The organism is Pseudonocardia sp. P-1 (genome assembly GCF_058111925.1).
In genome coordinates this window covers 4,988,134-5,009,136 of record NZ_CM176614.1, presented here as the reverse complement: position 1 = coordinate 5,009,136, position 21,003 = coordinate 4,988,134, and the positions used below count along the sequence as shown (strand labels likewise).

Annotated in this window: 20 protein-coding genes and 1 pseudogene; 12 read left to right on the top strand and 9 right to left on the bottom strand. The window is 75.4% G+C overall.

All coding sequences use genetic code 11. The features are described 5' to 3' along the window. Nucleotides 1–177: 177 nt before the first annotated feature. The gene (locus AC0GKK_RS24620; protein ID WP_373324246.1) at nt 178–1,053 is read right to left on the bottom strand and encodes an alpha/beta hydrolase; all 876 of its coding nucleotides are present in this window, start codon (nt 1,051–1,053) and stop codon (nt 178–180) included. A gap of 186 nt (nt 1,054–1,239) precedes the next feature. Next, nucleotides 1,240–1,692: pseudogene (locus AC0GKK_RS24615) on the bottom strand (DUF1275 family protein); the annotation flags it as partial. Nucleotides 1,693–1,800: 108 nt separating this feature from the next. Between AC0GKK_RS24615 and AC0GKK_RS24610 the strand changes: the two are divergent. Further along, nucleotides 1,801–2,295 (top strand): hypothetical protein, encoded by a 495-nt coding sequence (locus tag AC0GKK_RS24610; protein WP_161152389.1) that lies wholly within the window; start codon nt 1,801–1,803, stop codon nt 2,293–2,295. 75 nt (nt 2,296–2,370) lie between these two features. Here AC0GKK_RS24610 and AC0GKK_RS24605 read toward each other — a convergent pair whose 3' ends face one another. Next, nucleotides 2,371–2,862 carry a Dps family protein gene (locus tag AC0GKK_RS24605; protein WP_405416394.1) on the bottom strand — a complete coding sequence of 164 codons (492 nt, stop codon included), beginning with the start codon at nt 2,860–2,862 and terminating at the stop codon, nt 2,371–2,373. Nucleotides 2,863–2,989: 127 nt separating this feature from the next. Beyond that, nucleotides 2,990–3,409 carry a universal stress protein gene (locus tag AC0GKK_RS24600; RefSeq protein ID WP_489882642.1) on the bottom strand — a complete coding sequence of 140 codons (420 nt, stop codon included), beginning with the start codon at nt 3,407–3,409 and terminating at the stop codon, nt 2,990–2,992. A 150-nt stretch (nt 3,410–3,559) separates the two neighbouring features. Here AC0GKK_RS24600 and AC0GKK_RS24595 point away from each other — a divergent pair, with 150 nt between their 5' ends. The 3 genes from AC0GKK_RS24595 to AC0GKK_RS24585 are packed head-to-tail and all read left to right on the top strand — an operon-like array spanning nt 3,560 to nt 6,606. Next, complete coding sequence (locus AC0GKK_RS24595) at nt 3,560–4,558, top strand: Bug family tripartite tricarboxylate transporter substrate binding protein (RefSeq protein WP_405416390.1); 999 nt, start codon at nt 3,560–3,562, stop codon at nt 4,556–4,558. Then, nucleotides 4,555–5,097, top strand: a complete 543-nt coding sequence (locus AC0GKK_RS24590; RefSeq protein ID WP_489882641.1) for a tripartite tricarboxylate transporter TctB family protein — start codon at nt 4,555–4,557, stop codon at nt 5,095–5,097. The genes AC0GKK_RS24595 and AC0GKK_RS24590 overlap by 4 nt, the downstream gene beginning before the upstream one ends. Before the next feature lie 3 nt (nt 5,098–5,100). Continuing rightward, nucleotides 5,101–6,606 carry a tripartite tricarboxylate transporter permease gene (locus tag AC0GKK_RS24585; RefSeq protein ID WP_489882640.1) on the top strand — a complete coding sequence of 502 codons (1,506 nt, stop codon included), beginning with the start codon at nt 5,101–5,103 and terminating at the stop codon, nt 6,604–6,606. Between the two features lie 13 nt (nt 6,607–6,619). Here AC0GKK_RS24585 and AC0GKK_RS24580 read toward each other — a convergent pair whose 3' ends face one another. The 3 genes from AC0GKK_RS24580 to AC0GKK_RS24570 are packed head-to-tail and all read right to left on the bottom strand — an operon-like array spanning nt 6,620 to nt 10,399. Continuing rightward, complete coding sequence (locus tag AC0GKK_RS24580) at nt 6,620–7,663, bottom strand: LLM class flavin-dependent oxidoreductase (protein WP_489882639.1); 1,044 nt, start codon at nt 7,661–7,663, stop codon at nt 6,620–6,622. Continuing rightward, nucleotides 7,660–8,538 carry an SCO6745 family protein gene (locus AC0GKK_RS24575; protein ID WP_489882638.1) on the bottom strand — a complete coding sequence of 293 codons (879 nt, stop codon included), beginning with the start codon at nt 8,536–8,538 and terminating at the stop codon, nt 7,660–7,662. The genes AC0GKK_RS24580 and AC0GKK_RS24575 overlap by 4 nt, the downstream gene beginning before the upstream one ends. Before the next feature lie 55 nt (nt 8,539–8,593). Next, nucleotides 8,594–10,399 carry an NAD(P)/FAD-dependent oxidoreductase gene (locus AC0GKK_RS24570; RefSeq protein WP_489882637.1) on the bottom strand — a complete coding sequence of 602 codons (1,806 nt, stop codon included), beginning with the start codon at nt 10,397–10,399 and terminating at the stop codon, nt 8,594–8,596. Between the two features lie 158 nt (nt 10,400–10,557). Between AC0GKK_RS24570 and AC0GKK_RS24565 the strand changes: the two genes are divergently transcribed. The 4 genes from AC0GKK_RS24565 (at nt 10,558) to AC0GKK_RS24550 (ending at nt 15,115) form a co-directional block, all read left to right on the top strand. After that, complete coding sequence (locus AC0GKK_RS24565) at nt 10,558–11,214, top strand: response regulator transcription factor (RefSeq protein WP_208821864.1); 657 nt, start codon at nt 10,558–10,560, stop codon at nt 11,212–11,214. Nucleotides 11,215–11,218: 4 nt separating this feature from the next. Then, on the top strand, nt 11,219–12,679 hold the full coding sequence (locus tag AC0GKK_RS24560) for a sensor histidine kinase (RefSeq protein ID WP_489882636.1): 1,461 nt from the start codon (nt 11,219–11,221) through the stop codon (nt 12,677–12,679). Beyond that, nucleotides 12,676–13,647 (top strand): TAXI family TRAP transporter solute-binding subunit, encoded by a 972-nt coding sequence (locus tag AC0GKK_RS24555; RefSeq protein ID WP_489882635.1) that lies wholly within the window; start codon nt 12,676–12,678, stop codon nt 13,645–13,647. The genes AC0GKK_RS24560 and AC0GKK_RS24555 overlap by 4 nt, the downstream gene beginning before the upstream one ends. A gap of 91 nt (nt 13,648–13,738) precedes the next feature. Beyond that, nucleotides 13,739–15,115 (top strand): Nramp family divalent metal transporter, encoded by a 1,377-nt coding sequence (locus AC0GKK_RS24550; protein WP_489882634.1) that lies wholly within the window; start codon nt 13,739–13,741, stop codon nt 15,113–15,115. Between the two features lie 102 nt (nt 15,116–15,217). On the opposite strand, the gene AC0GKK_RS24545 is transcribed toward AC0GKK_RS24550, so the two are convergent. After that, nucleotides 15,218–16,021 carry a DUF1684 domain-containing protein gene (locus AC0GKK_RS24545; RefSeq protein ID WP_224402059.1) on the bottom strand — a complete coding sequence of 268 codons (804 nt, stop codon included), beginning with the start codon at nt 16,019–16,021 and terminating at the stop codon, nt 15,218–15,220. Between the two features lie 47 nt (nt 16,022–16,068). Continuing rightward, nucleotides 16,069–16,896 (bottom strand): hypothetical protein, encoded by an 828-nt coding sequence (locus AC0GKK_RS24540; protein ID WP_489882633.1) that lies wholly within the window; start codon nt 16,894–16,896, stop codon nt 16,069–16,071. On the opposite strand from AC0GKK_RS24540, the gene AC0GKK_RS24535 reads away from it, so the two are divergent. The 4 genes from AC0GKK_RS24535 to AC0GKK_RS24520 are packed head-to-tail and all read left to right on the top strand — an operon-like array spanning nt 16,895 to nt 20,995. Continuing rightward, on the top strand, nt 16,895–18,868 hold the full coding sequence (locus tag AC0GKK_RS24535) for a hypothetical protein (RefSeq protein ID WP_489882632.1): 1,974 nt from the start codon (nt 16,895–16,897) through the stop codon (nt 18,866–18,868). The genes AC0GKK_RS24540 and AC0GKK_RS24535 overlap by 2 nt on opposite strands. A 54-nt stretch (nt 18,869–18,922) precedes the next feature. Further along, complete coding sequence (gene dinB / locus AC0GKK_RS24530) at nt 18,923–19,966, top strand: DNA polymerase IV (RefSeq protein WP_489882631.1); 1,044 nt, start codon at nt 18,923–18,925, stop codon at nt 19,964–19,966. Further along, the gene (locus AC0GKK_RS24525) at nt 19,867–20,205 is read left to right on the top strand and encodes a DinB/UmuC family translesion DNA polymerase (protein WP_489882630.1); all 339 of its coding nucleotides are present in this window, start codon (nt 19,867–19,869) and stop codon (nt 20,203–20,205) included. Before dinB ends, AC0GKK_RS24525 begins: the two co-directional genes overlap by 100 nt. A gap of 49 nt (nt 20,206–20,254) precedes the next feature. Then, nucleotides 20,255–20,995, top strand: coding sequence for a Clp protease N-terminal domain-containing protein (locus AC0GKK_RS24520; RefSeq protein WP_489882629.1), 741 nt, complete (start codon nt 20,255–20,257; stop codon nt 20,993–20,995). Nucleotides 20,996–21,003 lie beyond the last annotated feature (8 nt).

The window sequence follows — 21,003 nt, the reverse complement described above, 5'->3', positions numbered from 1 at the left end:
TCCTCGGGTCGGACGGCCTTCTGAGCATCGGCAACGACCGGCCCGCGACGGGCATTCCCACGCCGCTGCGTGGCCGGCCACCCCCACCCCGCCCGGGCTGCTCCCAGGGGCACCCTCGTAGCCCTCTAAGCCACGAAAGTTCCCCTGGGGGCAACCCCGGGGTCGGGGCGCAGCGGGTCAGGCCAGGGCGGCGCGCAGGGCGGCCCCCGCCTCGTCGAGCAGGGCGCGGCTGTCGTCGACCGCGGCACCGAACTGCAGGAACCCGTGGATCATGCCCGGCGACTCGCGCAGCTCCGCCTTCACGCCCGCGGCGTTCAGCGCCGCGGCGTAGGCGGCGCCCTGGTCGCGGAGCGGGTCGAACTCGGCGGTGACGACGAGCGCGGGCGGCAGCCCGGACAGGTCGGTGGTGCGGGCCGGGGACATGCGCGGGTCCAGGGCGTCCTGGTCGCCGGTGAGGTAGTGGCCCATGAACCACTCCATCCAGGCGACGGTCAGCAGCGGGCCCTGGGCGTTCTCGGTCATCGACGGGCTCTGGTCGGCGGCGTCGACGGCCGGGTAGACCAGCAGCTGGAACCGCAGGGCTGGGCCGTGGTCGCGGGCGTGCTGGGCGACGACGGCCGAGAGGTTCCCGCCCGCGGAGTCGCCACCGACGGCGATGCGGGACGGGTCGCCGTCGAACTCCGCGGCGTGGGCGTGCACCCACTCCAGGGCGGCGACGGCGTCCTCGACGGCGGCCGGGAACCGGTGCTCGGGGGCGAGCCGGTAGTCGACCGCGACGACGACGGCGCCGGACCGGTTGGCCAGCGACCGGCAGACCGGGTCGTGGCTGTCGAGGTCGCCGATCACCCAGCCGCCGCCGTGGTAGAAGACCAGGACCGGGAACGGGCCGGTGCCCTCGGGTGTGTAGATGCGCACCGGCACGTCGCCGGCGCGGTCGTCGCGGACCGCCGCGACCGGCTCGGGCGGACCGGACACCGCGGCCATCTCCCGGATCATCGCGCGGTTCTGCGCGACGGTCATGGTCTCCGGCGGCGCCCCGCCCTGTTCGGCCATGAGGTTCAGGAGGGCTTCCACCTGCGGGTGCAGCGGCACGGTCGGTGCTCCTTCGACGTCGTCGTCCTGCGGGGCGGAGGGCCCCACCGGATCATCCTGCACCCGCCGGTCCCCGACGGCACGGACAACGACCGCGGCCGCGGCCAGCAGTGCCGCCAGCGCCGGGACGACGGCCGGCAGGTGCGCCAGCGCCAGCCCGCCGGCGACGGCGCCGAGCACGATCGCCGCGAGCTGGCGCAGCGCCGCCCACCGCCGCCCGTCGCCGGTGGCCAGGTCGGACACGGCGCCGGTCAGCGTGCCGGTCATGTAGGTCGTGGACTGTCCGAGCAGCTGCGCGACGCTGCTCTGCCCGCCCATCGCGAGTGCGGCACCGGCGAGCAGCGGGAGCGTCGCCCCCGGGGCGAGCGGCCAGGCCACCGCGAGCACGACGAGCACCACCAGCTCGGCGACGAGCGGGACCGACACCGCCGTCGGCCACCGGCGTCGCAGCAACGACCACAGCGCGACGCCGACGACGAACCCGGCCACCGCGACCGCAGGCGGCAGCAGCCGGGCCGGCTCGGCGACGGCGAGGGCGTGCCCGGCCGTCACGAGGTTGCCGGTGACGACGCCGGCGAACGCGCCGCCCAGTGCGACCACGGCCCAGACGTCCACCACCCCGGCGCACGCGGCCAGCAATGCGAGGACCACCGCACGATTCACCGCGTGATCCTCCCGCGGCGGTGGCGCCGGTGGCACGCTGGGCGGGTGCAGCTGCGTGCGACCTCCACCCCGGCGGGCCTGCTCCGTGTGCGCTACGAGGTCACCGCCGACGGCCGGGCCGTCACCGGGTGGAGCGCGCGGGCCTGGCACTCCCACCGGGACCTCGTCATCGACGGACACCCCTACGCGCTGCGGTCGGAGGGGATCGCCCGGTTCGCGCTGGAGGGCGACATCCGGGCGCACATCCAGCGATCGGTCGACCACCCGGACGGGCCGCTCTCCCGCCCGCGGTGGACCGTCGAGCTCGGCGACCTGACCTACCGGCTCACCGGTTCGGGGATCGGGCGCCGCTTCGCTCTGCTCACCACGGCCGACGCCGTCAACGAGGCCGGACGGGTGTGGCGGACCGGCGGACTACGGCCGTCCTACGGTGCGGACCTTCCCGACGCCCTGCCCCTGCCGGTCGGGGTGTTCGTGCTCTGGGCGGCGATGGCGATCTGGCGGGCCACGGTCACCGCGGCCGCAACGGCGGTGCGCTGAGCCGGGCCCCGGACACACCACGGCCCCGGGCGTCGTGGTGGGGACGCCCGGGGCCGGTGGTCGTGCGGGTGGTGCTCAGACCTCGCCGCGGTAGCCGGCGGCCTGCGCCTGCCACATCCAGCGGGCCTCCTCCAGCGCGCGGCCCAGCTCGATGAGCAGGTCCTCGGTGAGCGGGTCGGCCTTGCCGGCCTGCTCGATGCGCGGACGCAGCCGGTCGACGGCGGCGTCGACGGTCGCCGAGATGGCGAGCACGGTGTCGGAGTCGGACACGTAGCCCGCCGGGTACTCGGGCAGCCCGGTGTCGCGGCCGACGGTCCGCGCCCGGCCGTCGGGGGCGACACCGATCGCAGCGGCCCGCTCGGCGACATTGTCACCGTGCTCGCGGGCCAGGTCGACGAGCTCGTCGAGGTGCAGGTGGATGTCGCGGAACTGCCTGCCGACCAGGTTCCAGTGCGCCTGCTTGGCGACCAGGGACAGGTCGACGAGGTCGACGAGGGTCTCCTGCAGCACGCGGCCGGTGATGTCGGTGGCGCCGCTGTCGAGCGGGCTCGTGATCGGGGTGGCCATGGTGCCCACCGCTCCTTCCGATGTCGGTTCGGGACGTACCGGGAGTGCCCCGCCCTCGGGGCGCCCACACCCGTTCGTGATCCGCCCGACACCTGGTGAGGCGTGCCTGACCTGGGGAGAGTCGAGCCTACGAGCGCGCCGCGTGGGTCACGAGGACCGGGATCGGGGAGTCCAGGATGATCCGCTGCGCGGTGCTGCCGGTGAGCAGCTTGCCGACCGGGCTGCGCCGCCTCACCCCGACCACGAGCAGCTGCGCGTTCTCCTGCGCGGCCAGGTCGAGGATCGCCTCGGCGGGGTCGCCGCCGTCGTCGACGACCCGCACCGCGGTGACCGGGTCGCCGTCGGCGCGCAGACCGGCGAGCATGGAGCCGATGGCCGAGTCCAGCGCCGCGTGGTCGTGGGTCCCGGTGCCGTCGGCGTCGAACAGCTCCTGACGCCCGGTGGCCAGCACCGTCAGCGGGGCGCCCCGCAGGCGGGACTCGCGGACCGCCAGGTCCAGGGCGGCGTCGCCCTCGGGCGTCGGGCCGTAGGCCACACAGATCGTCATGTCGCTCCCCATCAGGCGTTCGCGGACGGGACGGAGACTAACCACGCCGAACCGACATACCGGAGAAAAGTTCGTTGTGGTCACAGAGGTCGTAGAGTTTCCGATCCGGACAGTGGAGGACGGAGCGGACGTGTGCCAACGTCTGCGCTCATGCCACGACGGCAGGTCATCGCAGCCCTGGGAATCCTCCTCGTCGCCGCACTCGCGGTGACCGCCTTCGCCGACGCCGCCCGGTCCGGGGAGGGACAGGCGGCGCGCTCCAATCTCACCCTCATCGCCCCCGCGGCCGCCGGTGGTGGCTGGGACCTGGTCGCCCGCGAGGCGCAGCAGGCCATGCGCACCGGGAACATCGTCAACACCGTGCAGGTGGTCAACATCCCCGGTGCCGCCGGGACCATCGGCCTCAACCAGCTCGCCGGTCTCGCCGGCGAGGAGACCACCATGATGGTCACCGGCACCGTCATGCTCGGCGGGATCAGCCAGTCCGGCAGCGCGATCAGCCTGCAGGACACGACGCCGATCGCCCGGCTCGCGGAGGACTTCGAGGTCGTCGCGGTCCCGGCGGAGTCGCCGTTCCGGACGCTCGACGACATGCTCACCGCCTGGGCCGCGAACCCGGCCGCGCTGCCGGTCGGCGGCGGCTCGGCGGGCGGCATCGACCACATGGTCGCCGCCCAGCTCGCACAGGCCCGCGACATCCCCGTCGAGCGGATGGTCTACACCCCGCACCCCGGCGGCGGCGAGCTCACGCTGAGCCTGCTGTCGACCGCGGCCGGCACCGTCGGCGTCGGGATCTCCGGCTACAACGACTTCCGCGACCTGGTGGAGTCCGGGCAGCTGCGGGTCCTGGCCGTCGTCTCGCCCGAACGCCTGCAGGGCGTCGACGCCCCGACCATGGTCGAGCTGGGCATGCCCGAGGTCGACCTCGTCAACTGGCGCGGGCTCGTCGCCCCCGCCGGGATCACCCCCGAGGCCCGCGCGGAGCTGGAGCAGATCGCCCGCGAGATGGTCGGGACCGAGTCCTGGGGCGAGGCCGTGACCCGCAACCGCTGGGTGCGCAGCGAGACCTACGGCGAGGACTACGACCGCTACCTGGTCTCCGAGCAGTCCCGCATCGACGACCTCCTGAAGGAGCTGGGGCTGGCATGAGCGGCCGTCCTGCACATCTGTCCCGGGGCGCGCTCGTCGTCCCCGCGATCCTCGCCGCGCTGGGGATCTTCCTCACCTACGGCACGCTGACCATGCAGGTCGTCGGCGACGGCGGACTGTTCGGCCCGACCACGATGCCGTGGATCGTCGCGATCCTGTGCTATGTGGTCGCGGCGCTGCTGGCGTTCGACATCCTGCGGCCGCGGCCGGAGTTCGACGCCCCGGCTCCCGCCGCGGCGGGCACCGGTGATGGCGACGGCGAGGGCGCCGCAGGCGGGGACGCGCCGGCCGACACCGGAGTGAACGCCCCGGCCGTGCTGACCGCGGTCGGCGGCGTGGCCGCGTTCATCGTCGTCCTGCCCTACCTGGGCTGGATCCTGTCCGCGACCGGGCTGTTCGTCGCCGTCGCCGCCGCCCTGGGCAACCGGCGCTGGCCGGCGATGGCGCTCGGCGGGCTCGCCGTGTCCTCCGCGGTCCAGGTCGTGTTCAGCATGCTGCTCGGGATCTCGTTGCCCGCCGGCTTCGTCGGGGGGTTCTGAGCGATGGAACAGCTGACCAACCTGCTCGGCGGCTTCGCCGATGTCCTCAGCCCGTCCGCACTGCTGTTCGTGTTCCTCGGTGCGCTGATGGGCACCGCGGTCGGGGTCCTGCCGGGGCTGGGCTCGGCGATGGCGGTGGCGCTGCTGCTGCCGCTGACCTTCGTCCTCGAACCGACCAGCGCGCTGATCATGTTCACCGGCATCTACTTCGGTGGCCTGTTCGGCGACTCCATCGCCGGGTTCCTCATGAACACCCCCGGCAACTCCACCGCCATCGCCAGCACCTTCGAGGGCCACCGGATGGCCCTGCGCGGTAGGGCCGCCCAGGCGCTGGCCACCGGCGCGATCGGCGCGTTCATCGGCGGCATGGTCGCCTCGGCGCTCGTCGTGTTCTTCGCGCCCACCCTGGCCTCGCTCGCCACCGGGTTCGGCCCCGCGGAGTTCCTCGCACTCGCGGTGTTCGCCTTCGTCGCGATCTCCGCCGTCGTCGCCGACTCCGCGATCCGCGGCGTCGCCGCGCTCGCGATCGGACTCACCCTGGCCCTGGTCGGGATCGACCAGCCGACCGGCACGCCGCGATTCTCCTTCGGGTTCTCCCCGCTGCTCGACGGCGTCTCCATCGTCGTGATCACGGTGTCGCTGCTGGCGCTGGGCGAGGTGTTCAGCCAGGCCGCGAAGGTCGGCCGGGCCGAGGAGACCAGGGCCGTCATGCCGACCGGCCGATGGTGGCTGTCGAAGGCGGAGTTCCGCCAGGCGCTGCCCGCGTGGCTGCGCGGCACCGCGATCGGTGTCCCGTTCGGTGTCATCCCGGCCGGTGGCGCCGAGGTGCCGACGTTCCTGGCCTACGGGACCGAGCGCAGGCTCGACCGGCGCAAGGCCGAGCCGACCTTCGGGAAGGGCGCCATCGAGGGCGTCGCGGCGCCGGAGGCCGCGGGCAACGCCACCGCGGGCACCGCGATGGGCGCGCTGCTCGCGCTGGGCCTGCCCACCTCCGCGACGGCGGCGATCCTGCTCGCCGCGTTCCAGCAGTACGGCCTGCAGCCGGGCCCGTTGCTGCTGGAGCGCTCCGGGGACATCGTGTGGGCACTGCTCGCCGGGTTCTTCCTGGCGATGATCGTGCTGCTGATCCTCAACCTGCCGTTCGCGCCGCTGTGGGCGCAGCTGCTGCGGGTCCCGAAGTCCTACCTGTACGCGGGCATCGCGGTGTTCGCCGCGTTCGGCGTGTACGCCTCCGGGGCGAGCCAGGTCGACCTGGTGATCATGCTGGTGGTGGGCGTGCTCGGGCTGGCGATGCGGCTCTACGACATCCCCGTCGCGCCGGTGCTGATCGCGGTGATCCTCGGGCCGCTGGCGGAGTACTCGCTGCGCGACGCGATGGGCAACTCCGACAACGACCCGGCGGTGCTGGTGTCGAGCCCGATCACCGTGGTGCTGTACCTGCTGCTCCTCGCCGGCCTGGGCTGGACGGCGTGGCGCCGGTTCGCCGAGAAGCGCGCCGCCGACGTGTGACGGCGGCGTGTGATCACCCCGCGGCGCGGGCCAGCTCGACGGCCCGCGCCAGGGTGGTGAGGCGCTCGTCGAGGGTGTCGCCCGCGGGGTAGAGCCGGACGGTGCCGACGCCGGCGGCGGCCCAGTCCCGCAACCGCGCGGCGACCCGTTCCTCGGTGCCGACCAGCGTCGTCCCCAGCACCATCTCGTCGGTGACCAGGGCCGCGGCGCCGGCCCGGTCCCCGCCCTGCCAGGCGGCGCGGACGGCGTCGGCGCGCTCGCCCCAGCCCTGGCGGCGGTAGGCGTCGAAGTAGAAGTTCCGCTGGGCGGTGCCCATCCCGCCGAGGCTGAACGCGATGCCGGGGCGGCGGGCGTCGACCATCGCCGCCTGGTCGGCCTCGTCGGCGGCGAAGGCGACCTCGGCGCCCTGGCAGATCTCGATCACCGACCGGTCCCGCCCGGCGGCGCGCAGACCGGTGTCGAGGTGGGCGAGGTAGGCGTCGGCGCCCTCGGGGACGAAGCTCGTGCCCAGCCAGCCGTCGGCGACCCGCCCGGTGAGCTCCAGCATCCGCGGGGACAGCGCCGCGACGAACACCGGCAGGTCCGGCACCGGCGTGGCCGACAGCCGCATCGGGCGGCCCTCACCGCCGGGCAGCGGGATCGCGACGGTCTCGCCGTCGTAGGCGATGCGCTCCCCCGCGCAGGCGGCCCGGACCACCTCGAACGTCTCGCGCAGCCGGGTGAGCGGGCGGGCGAACGGCACCCCGTGCAGTCCCTCGATCACCTGGGGGCCGGACGGGCCGAGCCCGAGCAGGAACCGGCCCTGCGACATGTCGTGCAGGGTCAGCGCGGCCTGGGCGATCGCGACCGGCGAGCGGGTGCCGACCTGGATCACCCCGGAACCGAGCCGGATGCGTTCGGTTCTCGCGGCGAGGTAGCCCAGCGCGGACGGTGCGTCGGACCCCCACGCCTCGGCGACCCAGCAGTCGTCGAGGCCCAGCCTCTCGGCCTCGACGACGAACTCGACGGTCTCGCGCCAGTCACCGCCGGAGGCCTCGACCGTCGTGGCCGTCCTCATCGGCCGTCCCGGACGAGCCCGACCGGTCCGTGTACGGGCACGTCCCCGGCGGCGAGCACCGCCGTGGCCATCGGCGCCAGCAGCGCGGCGAGCTCGGCGGTCCGTTCCGGGCCCAGGGCGTCCCACGGGCGGGCGGCGGCCCGGTCGGTCAGCCGTTCGATCTCGTCGTGCTCCTCGGCGCCGGCGGCGGTGAGCGCGCCGGTGGCGTCGACCCAGCCGCGGGCCCGCAGGTCCTCCGCGCCGGCCGCCCAGGCGTCCGGGTCGACGCCGCGGGCGGTGCGCAGCCACTCGCCGTCGGTCTCCCCGGCGGCGATCTTGAGGTGGTGCGCGGCGACCGGGCCGACACCCCGCGCGACCAGGACCGCGACGTGGCCGTCCCCGCGGTGCTCGCGCAGCGTCGTCGTCGCCTGCCAGAGGGCCTCGAGATCGCCGTCGGGGCGGGGCAGCGCGGCGTTCGCGGCGGCGAGGACGCGGCCGTCGGCGTCGACCTCCCCGGCGGCGGCCCAGGCGAGCTCCGCGGCCCGGTGCAGCGCGGCCGGCTCGGCGCCGTCGAGCCCGGACCGGCGCAGCGCGGCGGCGGAACCGGCGAGCCGGGCCGCGAGCGCCCCGTCGGGGGTCCCGAGCGACCAGACCCCGGGCAGCGCACGGGCGACCATCGACGGGTGGAAGCCGTGGAACGCGGCCGTCACCGGAGCCGCGCCCACCGGCCCCAGCGGGGCGGCGCGCATCGCGAAGTAGCCGCGCCAGAACCCGCGGAACCCGGCCGCCTCGGCGGCCGCCCGCGCCTCGGGGGCGAAGTACACGACGTCGTGGACCGGTTCGAGCTCGGCCCAGAGCGCCCGCGCGGCCTGCACCGCGATGTCGGGGACGGTCACCACCGCACCGTAGTGCGGCGGTGACCGTCCCCGACAGGTCTCTCCCGCTCGGCGGTCAGGAGAGGTGGTGGCGCTCCTGCAGCGCGTAGACGGGGGTGTCGATGCCCGCCTCACGCGCCTTGAGCTGCAACGCCAGGTACAGCGAGTAGAACCGGCTCTGGTGCAGGTTGCCGCCGTGGAACCACAGGTTCTGCTGCTGGGTGGGCTTCCACATGTTGCGCTGCTCGCCCTCCCAGGGACCGGGGTCCTTGGTCGTGTCCGAGCCGAGGCCCCACACCTTGCCCACCTTGTCCGCGACGTCCTGGCCGACGATGTCGGCGGCGAGGCCGTTCATCGACCGGTAGCCGGTCGCGAACACGACGAGGTCGGCGTCGAGCTCGGTGCCGTCGGCGAGCCGCACACCCTTCTCGGTGAACTCCTGCATCTGCCCGCGGACCAGCTTCACCTTGCCGTCGGCGACGAGCTCGGCGGCACCGACGTCGATGTAGTAGCCCGAGCCCCGGCGCAGGTACTTCATGAACAGGCCGGAGTCGTCGTCGCCGAAGTCCAGCTCGAACCCGGCCTCCTCCAGCCGCCGGTAGTAGTCCGCGTCGACCTCGCGGGCCTTGTCGTAGGCGGGCTTCTGGAAGGTGTGCATGATCCGGTACGGCAGCGACGCGAAGATCATGTCGGCGGTGTGGGTGTCGACGCCCGCCTTGACCGCGCGCTCGGAGTAGAGGTCCCCGAGGCCGTACTCCATCAGCGTGTCGGACTTGATGATGTGGGTGGACGAGCGCTGCACCATGGTGACGTCGGCGCCGACCTCCCACAGCGACCCGCAGATGTCGAACGCGGAGTTGTTCGACCCGATGACCACGACCTTCTTGCCCCGGTAGGCGTCCGGGCCGGGGTGCTGCGACGAGTGCTGCACCTCGCCCCGGAACTGCTCCCTGCCCGGGAAGTCGGGGATGTTCGGCTTGCCGGAGACGCCGAGCGCGATCACCAGCTGACGCGGGCGCAGGGTGATCTGCTCGCCCGCCTTGTCGACGACGACGCTCCATCGGCCGGACGACTCGTCGAACTCGGCGCTGCGCGCGGTGGTGGAGCCCCAGTAGTTCAGCTCCATGATCCGCGTGTAGAACTCCAGCCAGTCGCCGATCTTGTCCTTCGGCGCGAACACCGGCCAGTTGTCCGGGAACTTCAGGTACGGCAGGTGGTCGTACCAGACCGGGTCGTGCAGGGCGAGGCTCTTGTAGCGCTTGCGCCACGAGTCGCCGGGCCGCTCGTTGCGCTCGACGATGATCGTGTCGACGCCGAGCTGGCGCAGCCGGGCGCCCAGCGCGATACCGCCCTGGCCGCCGCCGATGATCACGACCTCGGGGTCGCGGGTGCGCCCCAGCTCGGCCAGCTCGGCCTCGCGGCGCTCCTTCCAGGTGACCCGGTCCGGGTTGGCGCCGTGCTCGGTGCCGAACGGCCGGTTCTCCCCGCGGGGCTCCTCGTGCCCCTTGAGCTCGTCGAGGGTGGTGAGGAAGGTCCACGCCTTCCCGTCGACGATGCGGACGTGCCCGGAGCCGCGCCCGACGGCGGTCTCGAAGGTGAACCACCCGTCGGTGACGCCACCGGCCTCGGTCGGCTCCTTCGACAGTTCCCAGTGCGACGGGTCGGTCGCGTCCAGGGTGTGGGTCAGCAGGTCGCGGACGCCGTCGTGGTGCTCGACGGTCTTCATGTTCCAGGTGAACGCGACCAGGTCGCGCCAGTAGCTCTCGTCGGCGAACAGCGCGACGGCGCGGTCGATGTCACGGGCGGACAGGGCGTCGGCGAAGGCGGTGAGCCAGCCCTCCGCGGTCGTGCGTGCCGCCGTCTTCTCCTGCGTGGTGGTCACGGGCACCTCCTGCGAGCGGTTCGCCACGACCGGGGCGGCGCTCGCCGTCCTGCCGCGGTCGTCGGGGCAACGGAGCCGAGTGAACACCACACGCGTGATCCGCGACACCGGTTGCGGGGAGGTTGCAACCGCCGCGCGGTGCGGCAAGCTCGTGCCCTGTGCGGGTGCTGGTGGTCGAGGACGACGCGGGCGTGGCCGGCGCGGTGGTCGACGCCGTGCGGGCCCGCGGGCACGGCGTGCTGCACGCGGCCACCGCGGCCGAGGCCGCCGAGCTGCTGGGCGAGGCCGAGCTGGTGCTGCTCGACCTGGGCCTGCCCGACGGCGACGGCCTGGGCCTGCTTCACCGCCTGCGCCGGACCTCGGCGGTGCCGGTGATCGTCCTGACGGCGCGCTCGGCCGAGCACGACGTCGTCCGCGGCCTGCACCTGGGCGCCGACGACTACCTGGTCAAGCCGGTGCGGTTGCGCGAGCTGCTGGCCCGGATCGACGCCGTCGCCCGCCGCGTCCCGGCCGGGACGGCGGCCCCCGGGGTGGTCGAGGCGGACGACGTGCGCGTCGACCTCGACGCGCGGCGGGTCACCGTCGGCGGCACCGAGACCGCGCTGACCGCGACGGAGTTCGCGGTGCTGGCCGCGCTGGCCCGCCGCCCCGGGGTCGCGGTGAGCCGCCGCCAGGTGCTCGAGGAGGTGTGGGGCGACGGGAGCATGGCCGCGTCCCGGTCGCTGGACGTGCACGTCGCCGCGCTGCGCGCCAAGCTCGACCGGCCCGGGCTGCTCGCGACGGTGCGCGGGTTCGGCTTCCGGCTGGGCCGGTGACGGCGTGCGCCGCCGCCTGCTGCTGGTGCTGTCGCTGTTCTCCCTGCTGACCGTGGCCGCGTTCGTCGCCCCCCTGCTCGACCAGCGCGCCACCGCGCGGGCCCAGGTGTGGACGCTGACCCGGTCCGACGACCTGGACCGCTTCGTCGCGCTCGCCGCGCTGGTGGCCGGGGGCGACGACACGGTGCGCGACGACCTGGACCGCGGCGCCCGCCGGCACGCCGAGCTGTACGGCGAGGGGGTGCTCGTCGTGGACGCGCAGCGCCGCACCGTGGTGTCCGCCGGGCTGGGACCCGGCGACCCCGGTGTGCCCGCGGCGCTCGACGCGGCACTGCGCAACCAGCCCGCCGACGCGCCCGCCCGGCTCACCCCGTTCGACCGGGACCCGGTGCTGCTGTGGCAGCCGGTCGGCACCGGCACCAGGGCCGACGGCGCCGTGCTGCTGCGCGCCGACCCGTCGCGGGCCGCGTCCGACGTCACCGTGACGTGGGTGCTCGTGCTGGCCGGGGCGCTGGCCGCCGCGGCGGTGTTCGCCGCGATCGCGCTGCTGCTCGCCCGCTGGGTGCTGCGCCCGGTCGGGGCGCTGGCCCGCGGGGTCGGGGCCGTCGCGCAGGGCCGGGCCGGGGAGCAGATCACGGTGTCCGACGGGCCGGTGGAGCTGCGTGCGCTCGCCGAGTCGTTCAACCGGATGTCGGCGTCGGTGCGGGCCGGTGCGGAGGAGCAGCGGCGGCTGGTCGCCGACGCCTCGCACCAGATCCGCAACCCGCTCGCGGCGCTGCGGCTGCGCGCGGACGGCCTGGACCCGCACGTCGGGCCGGGCGGGCGCGCCGCCTACGACTCGACGCTCGGCGAGGTCGACCGGCTGGAACGGCTGCTCGACGGCATGCTCGGGCTGGCCTCCGCGGAGGCGACGGCCTCGGCGGTCGCGGCCGGTGCCGCGGACCCGGCCCGGTGCGACGCCGGGCTGGTCGCCGCCGGCCGGGTCGACGCGTGGCGCCCGGCCGCCGACGCCGCCGGGGTCGTGCTCGACGGACGCGCCGGCCGCCTCGACGGGGGGCCCGACGACGCGGCCGACGACGCGGCCGACGACGGGGCCGACGACGGGGCCGACGACGGGGCCGACGTCGACTGGCCGGACACCGACCTGGAACAGGTGCTGGACGTGCTGCTGGACAACGCGGTCCGGCACACCCCGGCGGGCACGACGGTGCGGGTGCGCTGGGCGGGCGGCCCGGACGGGGTCACGGTCTCGGTCGCCGACGACGGCCCCGGCATCGCCGGGACCGACCTCGGCCGGGCCCGGGAGCGGTTCTGGCAGGGAGCCTCCCCCGGCGCCGGTGGCAGCTCCGGGCTGGGGCTGGCGATCGCCGACCGGCTCGCCGCGGCGCACGGCGGGCGCCTCGACCTGGGCCCCGCCGCGGGTGGCGGGTTGCTGGCCACCCTGGTCCTGGGGCGGGCGCGGTGACCGGGCCGCGGGCGGCGTCCCCGGGGGACACGGCCGCCCGGCTCCCCCGGCGCACGGTCCTCGGTGGGCTCGGGCTGCTCGGGCTGCTCGCCGCGTGCTCCCCCGGCCCGGACGCCGCGCTGCCGCTGGCCGCCGGCGAGCCGGGTGGGTTCTACGCCGAGTTCTCCGCGCTGCTCGCCGGGGTCGCCGCCGCGGCCGGACCGGCGCTGCGCCCGGTCGTCACCGGCGGGTCGCGGGACAACGCCGTGCTCGTCGCCCGCGGCGGGGCGGCCGTCGGGCTCGCGCTGACCGACCTCGTGCTGGCCGCGCGGGCCGGGGCCGCCCCGTTCACCGCGCCGCTGGAGCTGCGCGCGATCGGCCGCGTCTACGAGAACTACCTGCAGCTCGCGGTGCGGGCCGACGCGCCCTTCACCCGGCTCGCCGACCTCGCCGACCGGCCGGTGTCGCTCGGCGCCCCCGGGTCCGGCGCCGCCCTGACCGGGGCCCGGTTGCTCGCCGTGTCCGGCACCCGGGTCCGGGCCCGCGAGCTCGACCTCGCGACGGCGACGGCGTCGCTGGCCGACGGCCGGATCGACGGCTTCCTCTGGTCCGGCGGGGTGCCGACCCCGGCCGTCGGGGAGCTCGCGGCACGCCGGGCGATCCGGCTGCTGCCCCTCGCCGAGCACCTGCCCGCCCTGCGGGCCCGGTTCGGCACCGGCCCCTACACGGCGGCGGCCGTCCCCGCCGGGGCGTACGGCGCACCCGGCCCCGTCGCCACCGTCGGGGTGGCGAACCTGCTGGTCGCCGCGCCGCGGCTGCCGGACGTCGACGCCGGCGCCGTGGCCCGCCTGCTCGTCGAGCGTGCCCCCGACCTCGTGCCCGCCTCGGCGCTGGGCACCCAGTACCTCGACCAGCCGGCGCTGGTCGACACCGGCGACGTGCCGCTGCACCCCGGGGCCGCGGCCGCGTACCGCGAGCTGCACGGATGAGACTCCCAAGACCCGGTTAAGAACCGCCGGGCGGCGCCGGGCGCGCTCCTACCGTCGCGTCACCACCTCCGGCGCAACGAGGAGCCCGAGCATGAGCAACGACGCCACCGGACTGCAGCGACACCCGTCCGAACCCCTGATCCCACCGACCGGGCGCGCCCGGTTCCGCAGCCTGGGCCCCGGTCTGCTGGCCGCGGCGACCGGCGTCGGCGCGGGCGACCTGGTCGCGACGATGGTCGCGGGCGCCCAGTACGGCACGGCGCTGCTCTGGGCCGCGGTGCTCGGCACCGTCCTGAAGCTGGCGCTGGGCGAGGGTGTCGGGCGCTGGCACCTCGCGTCCGGCTCGACGCTGCTCGACGGCTGGCGGCACCTGGGCCGCTGGGCGACCGGCTTCTTCGCCGCCTACATCGTGATCTGGGGCTTCGTCTACGGGGCCACCGCGATGTCGGCGGTCGGGCTGCCGCTCAACGCGCTGTTCGGCGGGCTGTCGGTGCGCTACTGGGCGATGATCGCCGGCGTCGTCGGCCTGGCACTGGTGTGGGCGCAGCGCTACCACGTGTTCGAGAAGTTCATGACCGTGCTGGTGCTGGTCAAGTTCGTGTCCGTGGTGTCGGTGGCGGTGCTGGTGTCCCCCGACCTCGGGGACCTCGCGACCGGGCTGGTCCCGACGCTGCCCGCCGGGTCGACGGTCTACGTCCTCGGCCTGATCGGCGGCGTCGGCGGGACCATCACCATGGCCGCCTACGGGTACTGGATGTTCGCGAAGGGCTGGAAGGGCACCGGCTGGCTGTCGATGATGCGCCTGGACAACGCCGTCGGTTACACAATGACCGGCGTCTTCGTCGTCGCGATGCTCGTCGTCGGCTCCACGATGCTGCTCGGCCAGGACCTCACCGAGAACGACCGCGGCCTGCTGACCCTGGGCGAGGCGCTCGGCGCGAGCTACGGCGAGTGGGCCCGCATCCTGTTCCTGGTCGGCTTCCTCGCGGTCACCTCCAGCTCGCTGTTCGGCGTCTGGAACGGCGTGAGCCTGCTGTTCGCCGACCTGGTCCGCACGCTGCGCCTGCCGCACGGGAAGGCCGCCGCGACCGCCGGCACCGAGGCCGCCGTGGGCGGGACGGCGACCGTCGCGGCCGACGGCGAGGCGGCGGGCGGGAGCCGCGAGGGCGCGTTCGTCTCCACCGTCGTCGAGCGGTCGCGGCCCTTCCGCGGCTACCTGCTCTGGCTGACCTTCCCGCCGATGATGCTGCTGTTCATCGACCGGCCCTTCGGGCTGACCCTGGTCTACGGGGTGCTCGGCTCGGTGTTCATGCCGTTCCTCGCGGTCACCCTGATGCTGCTGCTCAACTCGCGGCGCATCCCGGCCGCGGGCCGGTCCGGGTGGCTGTCGAACGTGCTGCTCGGTTCCTCCTCGGCGCTGTTCCTGACGCTCCTGGTGACCGACCTCCACCAGCGCTTCTTCTCCTGAGCGGGTCGCGGGGTCGCGGCGTCGGCCGGCCGGCCGCCGGCAGGTCCGCGATCCCGCGCGGGGCGGTTCGGGCAGGGCAGGACCTGCCGGACGTCCGCCCCGTCAGGCCGCGCCGGGGGACGACGGGGTCCGCTCGCCCGCCTCGACCGGCACGTCCAGGGTGTTGCCGGCGGGCGGCAGCGGGCAGGTGGCGTGGGCGGTGAACGCGCACGGCAGGTTCACCACCCGGTTCAGGTCCACCTCCAGCGTCCCGTCCGGCGCCGGGTCGTCGGTCGCCACGATGCGGCCGCCGCCGTAGGTGGTGTCCCCGGAGGTGGCGTCGCGGAAGTGCAGCGACAGGCCGCCGTCCTTGCCGGCCAGCGCCACGAGCCGCTGCGGAGCGCCGGCCCAGGTGAACGCGACCTCGCCGACCGCGGTCGGGAAGTGCTGCAACCCGGCGACGACGGCGTCGACCGTCACCGTCCGCGGCGCGTCGTAGGGGGTGAACACGGCGTCGACGACGGCGGCCGGGTCGTAGGGCCAGGCGGGCACCCCGGTGAACGCGGTCCGGGTGAGGGCCTGCGGGTCGCGCACGCGCAGCGCCCACGAGTCGGTGCGCCGCGCGATCTCGACGACCCGCTCCCCCACCGCGACCATCACGCCGGGGGCGCCGTCGACGGGCCGGACGTGCGCGGTGCCGTCGAGCGGGCCGGTCGCGCCGGGCAGCACGACCCCGTCGGCCGCGACGGCGGTGACCGCGACCTCGTCGGGACCCGCGGCGCGCCAGGTCCCGGGCAGCCCGGGGACGGCACCGTCACCGTCGTCGAGCCAGTGCAGCGCGGTCAGCGACAGCCAGCCGTGCGGTTCGCGGAGGGTCTGCTCGCGCGCGGCGCGCCACGCGTCGTGGGCGGTGAGGGTGCTCGTCATGTGGGGGCAACACCCCAGCCGGGCGGAGCTGTTCCCCGGGCCGCGGCTCAGTGCACGCGGCGGCGGACCGACTCCGGGTCCGGGCGGGTCAGCGCGATCACCCCGCCGAGCGCGACGAGGACCCCGGCCAGCGCCGCCCCCTCCCAGCCGGGCCGGATCCGGTCGCCGAGCAGGGCGATCCCGACGAGACCGGGCACGACCACCTCGGTCACCGACAGCACCGCCGTCGCCGGGCCGACGGCGCCGTCCTGCAGGGCGCGGGCGAAGGCCAGCACCCCGAGCACCCCCATCGCGACGACGCCGTACACCAACGGGTCGAGCAGCAGGCTGCCCGCGGTCTCCCACCGGAGCGGGCCGGGGTGGATCGCGCGGACGGCCAGCGCGGTCCCGCCGAAGCCCAGCCCGGCCAGCAGCGCCAGCAGCATCGGCCGCCCGGCCCGCCACACGAACGGGGCGACGGCCAGGATCACCACGAACGACACCAGCAGGACCGGGGTGGCCACGGGGGGCAGCGCGTCCGGGCGGTCCGGCTCGGCGCTCGCGGCGACCACGACCAGCCCGGCCAGCACCGCGGCGACCGCCCACCGGTCGCGCCGGACGAGGTTCCACGGGTTCCAGCCGTGGTCGGCCAGCGTGGTCAGCGCGATCGCGCCCGCCAGGATCGACTGCACCGCGAAGACCGGCAGGTACCGCAGCGCGGCGACGGTGAGCACCCAGGCCACGACGTCGGCGAGCAGCCCGGCCAGGAACCACGGCTGCAGCCACACCGGGCGCCCGTACTTCGCCAGCCTGCTGCCGCGGGCCTCCCAGAGGGCGGCGACGGTGTTGCCGACCATCGCGGTCGCGGCGATCAGCAGGGCGAACAGTGTGGTCATGTCCGGGCCCATCCTGCCCGCCCGCGGCACGACCTGCTCCGGACACGCCGATCGGCGCCCGTGGGTGTGGTGGCCGGTGCCGGGCGTGCACACTCTGGCCATGCGCATGCGGTTCGGCCCGGACTCCGACGACGAGTTCCACGCGGCCGCCCAGGAGCTCCTCGACGGGTTCGCGGCGTGGCTGACCGAGAACGAGGTGGTCGCCGAACCGATGTCGGCGGAGCTGCTGCTGCAGTACAAGTGGCTCGCCGGCGACGGCGACCTCGCCGACTGGCCGCTGGAGCACGTCGAGACCTTCCTCGACGGCTGGTGCCCGCACATCGTGCTGGAGCACCGGCTGCCGGTGCGGCTGGTGCCCGCCAGCGTGGCCGCGTTCGTGGAGTTCCTCGACGAGCGCGGGCTGCTCGCCCCGGGCTCGCCGCGGCCGTCGCAGGTGCGGCGGCTGTGCGGCGAGTACGTCGAGGAGTACGACGAGTTGGAGGCCGGGGCCGGGTCGCCGCTGCTCACCGAGCTGGGCGACGACCCGGACCCGGTGCGGATCCCCTCGCCCGCCGACCGGGCGGCGTCCGCGGCGCAGGCCCGGATCCTGCACGACGCGCGGGCACTGGCCGGCTGGTGCGGCCCGCGCGGCCGGTCCCTGACCGCGACGGGCAACCTGCGCCTGGCCGACGCCCGCGAGCTGGTCGGTCTGCTCGGCACCGGCGACGAGCCGGACCGTGTCGTCCGCCTCGACCGTTCGACCCGGCTGCGGACCCTGACCTGGGTGCTGGAGACGAGCGTGCGCGCCGGCGCCGTCCGGCGGGAGTCGGGTCGGCTGGTGGCGGTGCCGCGCTTCGCCGGGCTGGACGACACCTCCGCCCACGAGGACCTGGTGCTCGCCGCCCGCGAGGTGGGCGCGCTGTCGACGGGCTGGCCGCACGTCGCCGCCGAGGACACCGCGGACCCGGACCTGCCCGTCCGGGAGGCCGCGCCGGCGCCGGTCGACGACACCGCACCCGACGCGGACGTGGTGTTCACCGGCGAGATCGACGACGAGGCGATCGAGGCGCTGCTGCGCGCCGAGGAGGGTCCGCCGTCGGAGGACGCGACCCCGGCCCTGCTGTTCCTGCTGCGCCACGTCGACGACGGTGTCGACCACGACGACCTGCGCCACGCCCTGGACGTGCTGCTCGACTGGACCGAGGACGCGGACGGGGACGCCGACGTCGCCTCGCTCCGGACCGCGACGCTGCTGGAGCAGCTGGAGCGGCTCGGGTTGGTCGAATGGGCCGGGTCGCGCCACGAGCCCGACGGGGCGGACGGGGTCCGGGTCGGCGGGATCGTGCAGCTCACCCCGGGCGGGGTCGCGTGCGCGCTGCTGCTGCTCGCCGCGGAGGACCTGCACTACCCGACCCGGCCGGACCCGGCGGTCGCCTCGGCCGCGGAGATCGTCGAGCTGGCCGGGGAGGTCCCGCCCGACGAGTGGCGCCGCGACATCGACGCCTGGCACGCCGCGCAGCCCGATCCGGCGCGGGCGGTGGCCGAGTTCGTGGCGGCGGCACTCGCACCGGGCCAGACCCTGCTCGTCGCCCTCACCGCGACCGGCGTGGCCGCGGACCGCTTCGGCGCCGAGGTCGTCGACACCCTGCTGCACGACCACCTCGACGGCCCGCACCGCGGCATGGTGGCGCGCCGGCTGGTCGCGCGCGGCGAGATCGACGCCGACGCCGTCGAGCCGGAGCTGCTGCTCACCGCCTCGATCGACGTGCTGGCCGTCGCGCTGGACACCGTCGACGCCGAGGACTGGCCGGACGCGTTCGCCGCCGAGTTCCCGCCCGAGACCCTCGAGGTGTTCGACGCCGTGTGGCAGCTGGACCACCCGCGGGTCGGCGAGGTGCTGGCCGCGCTCGGCGAGCACCACCCGGACGCCGCGGTGGCCAAGGCCGCACGCCGGGCCCGGGAACGCTGGCGCAGCCGGACCGGGGGCGCCTGAGCCGTCGGGCCGCAGCCGCTCGCCGCGGACCCCGACGCATGCGAACATGTGTTCGTGCGCGGCCTGGCCACCATCCTGCATGCCGACCTGGACTCGTTCTACGCGTCGGTCGAGCAGCGCGACGACCCGCGCCTGCGGGGGCGGCCGGTGGTCGTGGGCGGCGGTGTCGTGCTGGCCGCGAGCTACGAGGCGAAGGCGCACGGCGTGCGGACGGCCATGAACGGCCGCCAGGCGCGGGCGCTGTGCCCGCAGGCGATCGTCGTCCCGCCGCGGATGGCGGCCTACTCCGAGGCGAGCCGCCGGGTGTTCGCGCTGTTCCGCGACACGACCCCGGAGGTCGAGGGACTGTCGATCGACGAGGCGTTCCTGGAGGTCGGCGGTCTGGCGAGGGTCGCGGGCACGCCCCGGGAGATCGCCGCGCGGCTGCGCGAGCGGGTGGCCCGGGAGGCGGGGCTGCCGATCAGCGTCGGCGTGGCCCGCACCAAGTTCCTCGCCAAGGTGGCCAGTGGGGCGTCGAAACCGGACGGGCTGCTCGTCGTCGACCCGGCGCGGGAGCGGGAGTTCCTGCACCCGCTGCCGGTGCGCAGCCTGTGGGGCGTCGGGGCGGTGACGGCGGGGCGGCTGCACGAGGTGGGCGTGCGGACCGTCGCCGACGTCGCCGCGCTCGGCGAGGCCGCGCTCGTGTCCTACCTGGGGCCTGCCGCGGGACGGCACCTGCACGCGCTCGCGCACCTGCGGGACCCCCGCCCGGTGGACACGCACCGGACACGCCGCTCGATCGGGTCGCAGCGGGCCCTGGGGCGCCGCCCGCGCACCGACGCCGAGCTCGACGGCATCCTGGCCTCGACCGTCGACCGGCTGGCCCGGCGCCTGCGCGCCCCCGCGGGTCCGACCGCGACGAGCCGGACGAGACCCTCGACATCGACGGCACGTCCGGGCCGCGTGACGCGGGTGGGGCCGCGACGGGCGGCCGGGTCTGCCGCACCGTCGTGCTGCGGGTGCGGTTCGGCGACTACGCCCGGATCACGCGGTCGCACACGCTGCCGGTCGCGACCGCGCACACGCCGACGATCCTCTCCGCCGCCCGCCGGCTGCTGAGCGACGCCCTTCCCGAGATCCACGCCCGCGGCATCACCCTGCTCGGCCTGTCGCTGACCAACCTGGACCGCGACGACGCCCTGCAGCTGGAGCTCCCCCTCGACGCCCACGCCGGTCCGGCCCTGGACACCGCACTCGACGCCGTCCGGAGCCGGTTCGGCTCGGCCTCGGTGGGCCGCGCCAGCCGCCTCGGCCACGACGAGGGACTGCAGGTGCCCCTGCTGCCCGAACACGAATGATCGTCAACCCGAGGTTGACGAACAACTGTCGTCAACTTACGGTTGACGCATGACGTCACCGACGCCCCTGGGGGGCACCGTCCGCCTCGACGACCTCATCCAGGCCATCACCTCGGTCCACCAGGACCCGTTGGAGCAGCTCTCCGACGCCGTGCTCGCCGGGGACCACCTCGGCGAGGTCGCCGACCACCTGATCGGCCACTTCGTGGACCGGGCCCGCCGGGCCGGGGCGTCGTGGACCGACATCGGCCGCAGCATGGGGGTCTCCAAGCAGGCCGCGCAGAAGCGGTTCGTCCCCCGTCCGGACGCCCCGGAGAACATGGCCCAGGGCTTCGAGCGGTTCACCCCGCGGGCGCGCAACGTCGTGGTCTCCGCGCAGAACGAGGCCCGTACGGCCGGGAACGACCGGATCACCCCGGCGCACCTGGTCCTCGGGCTGCTCGCCGAGCCGCAGGGGCTGGCCGTCGCACTGCTGACCGGACTGGGGACCGACACCACGGCGCTGCGCGGGACCGCCGTCGCCGCGCTCCCGGAACGGGCGACGACGGTGCCCGCCCTCATCCCGTTCGACCCGGCCGCGAAGAAGGCACTGGAGCTGACCTTCCGGCACGCACTGCGGATGGGGCACAACTACGTCGGCACCGAGCACGTCCTGCTGGCCCTGCTGGAGCAGGAGGACGGCGACGGTGTCCTGACCCGGTCGGGAGTCGACGGTGAGCGGGTGGAGCAGGCCGTCACCGAGGCGATCGCCGCGATGACCGGGGCCGGGGCCGGGGCCGGGGAGAGCTGACTGCGCAG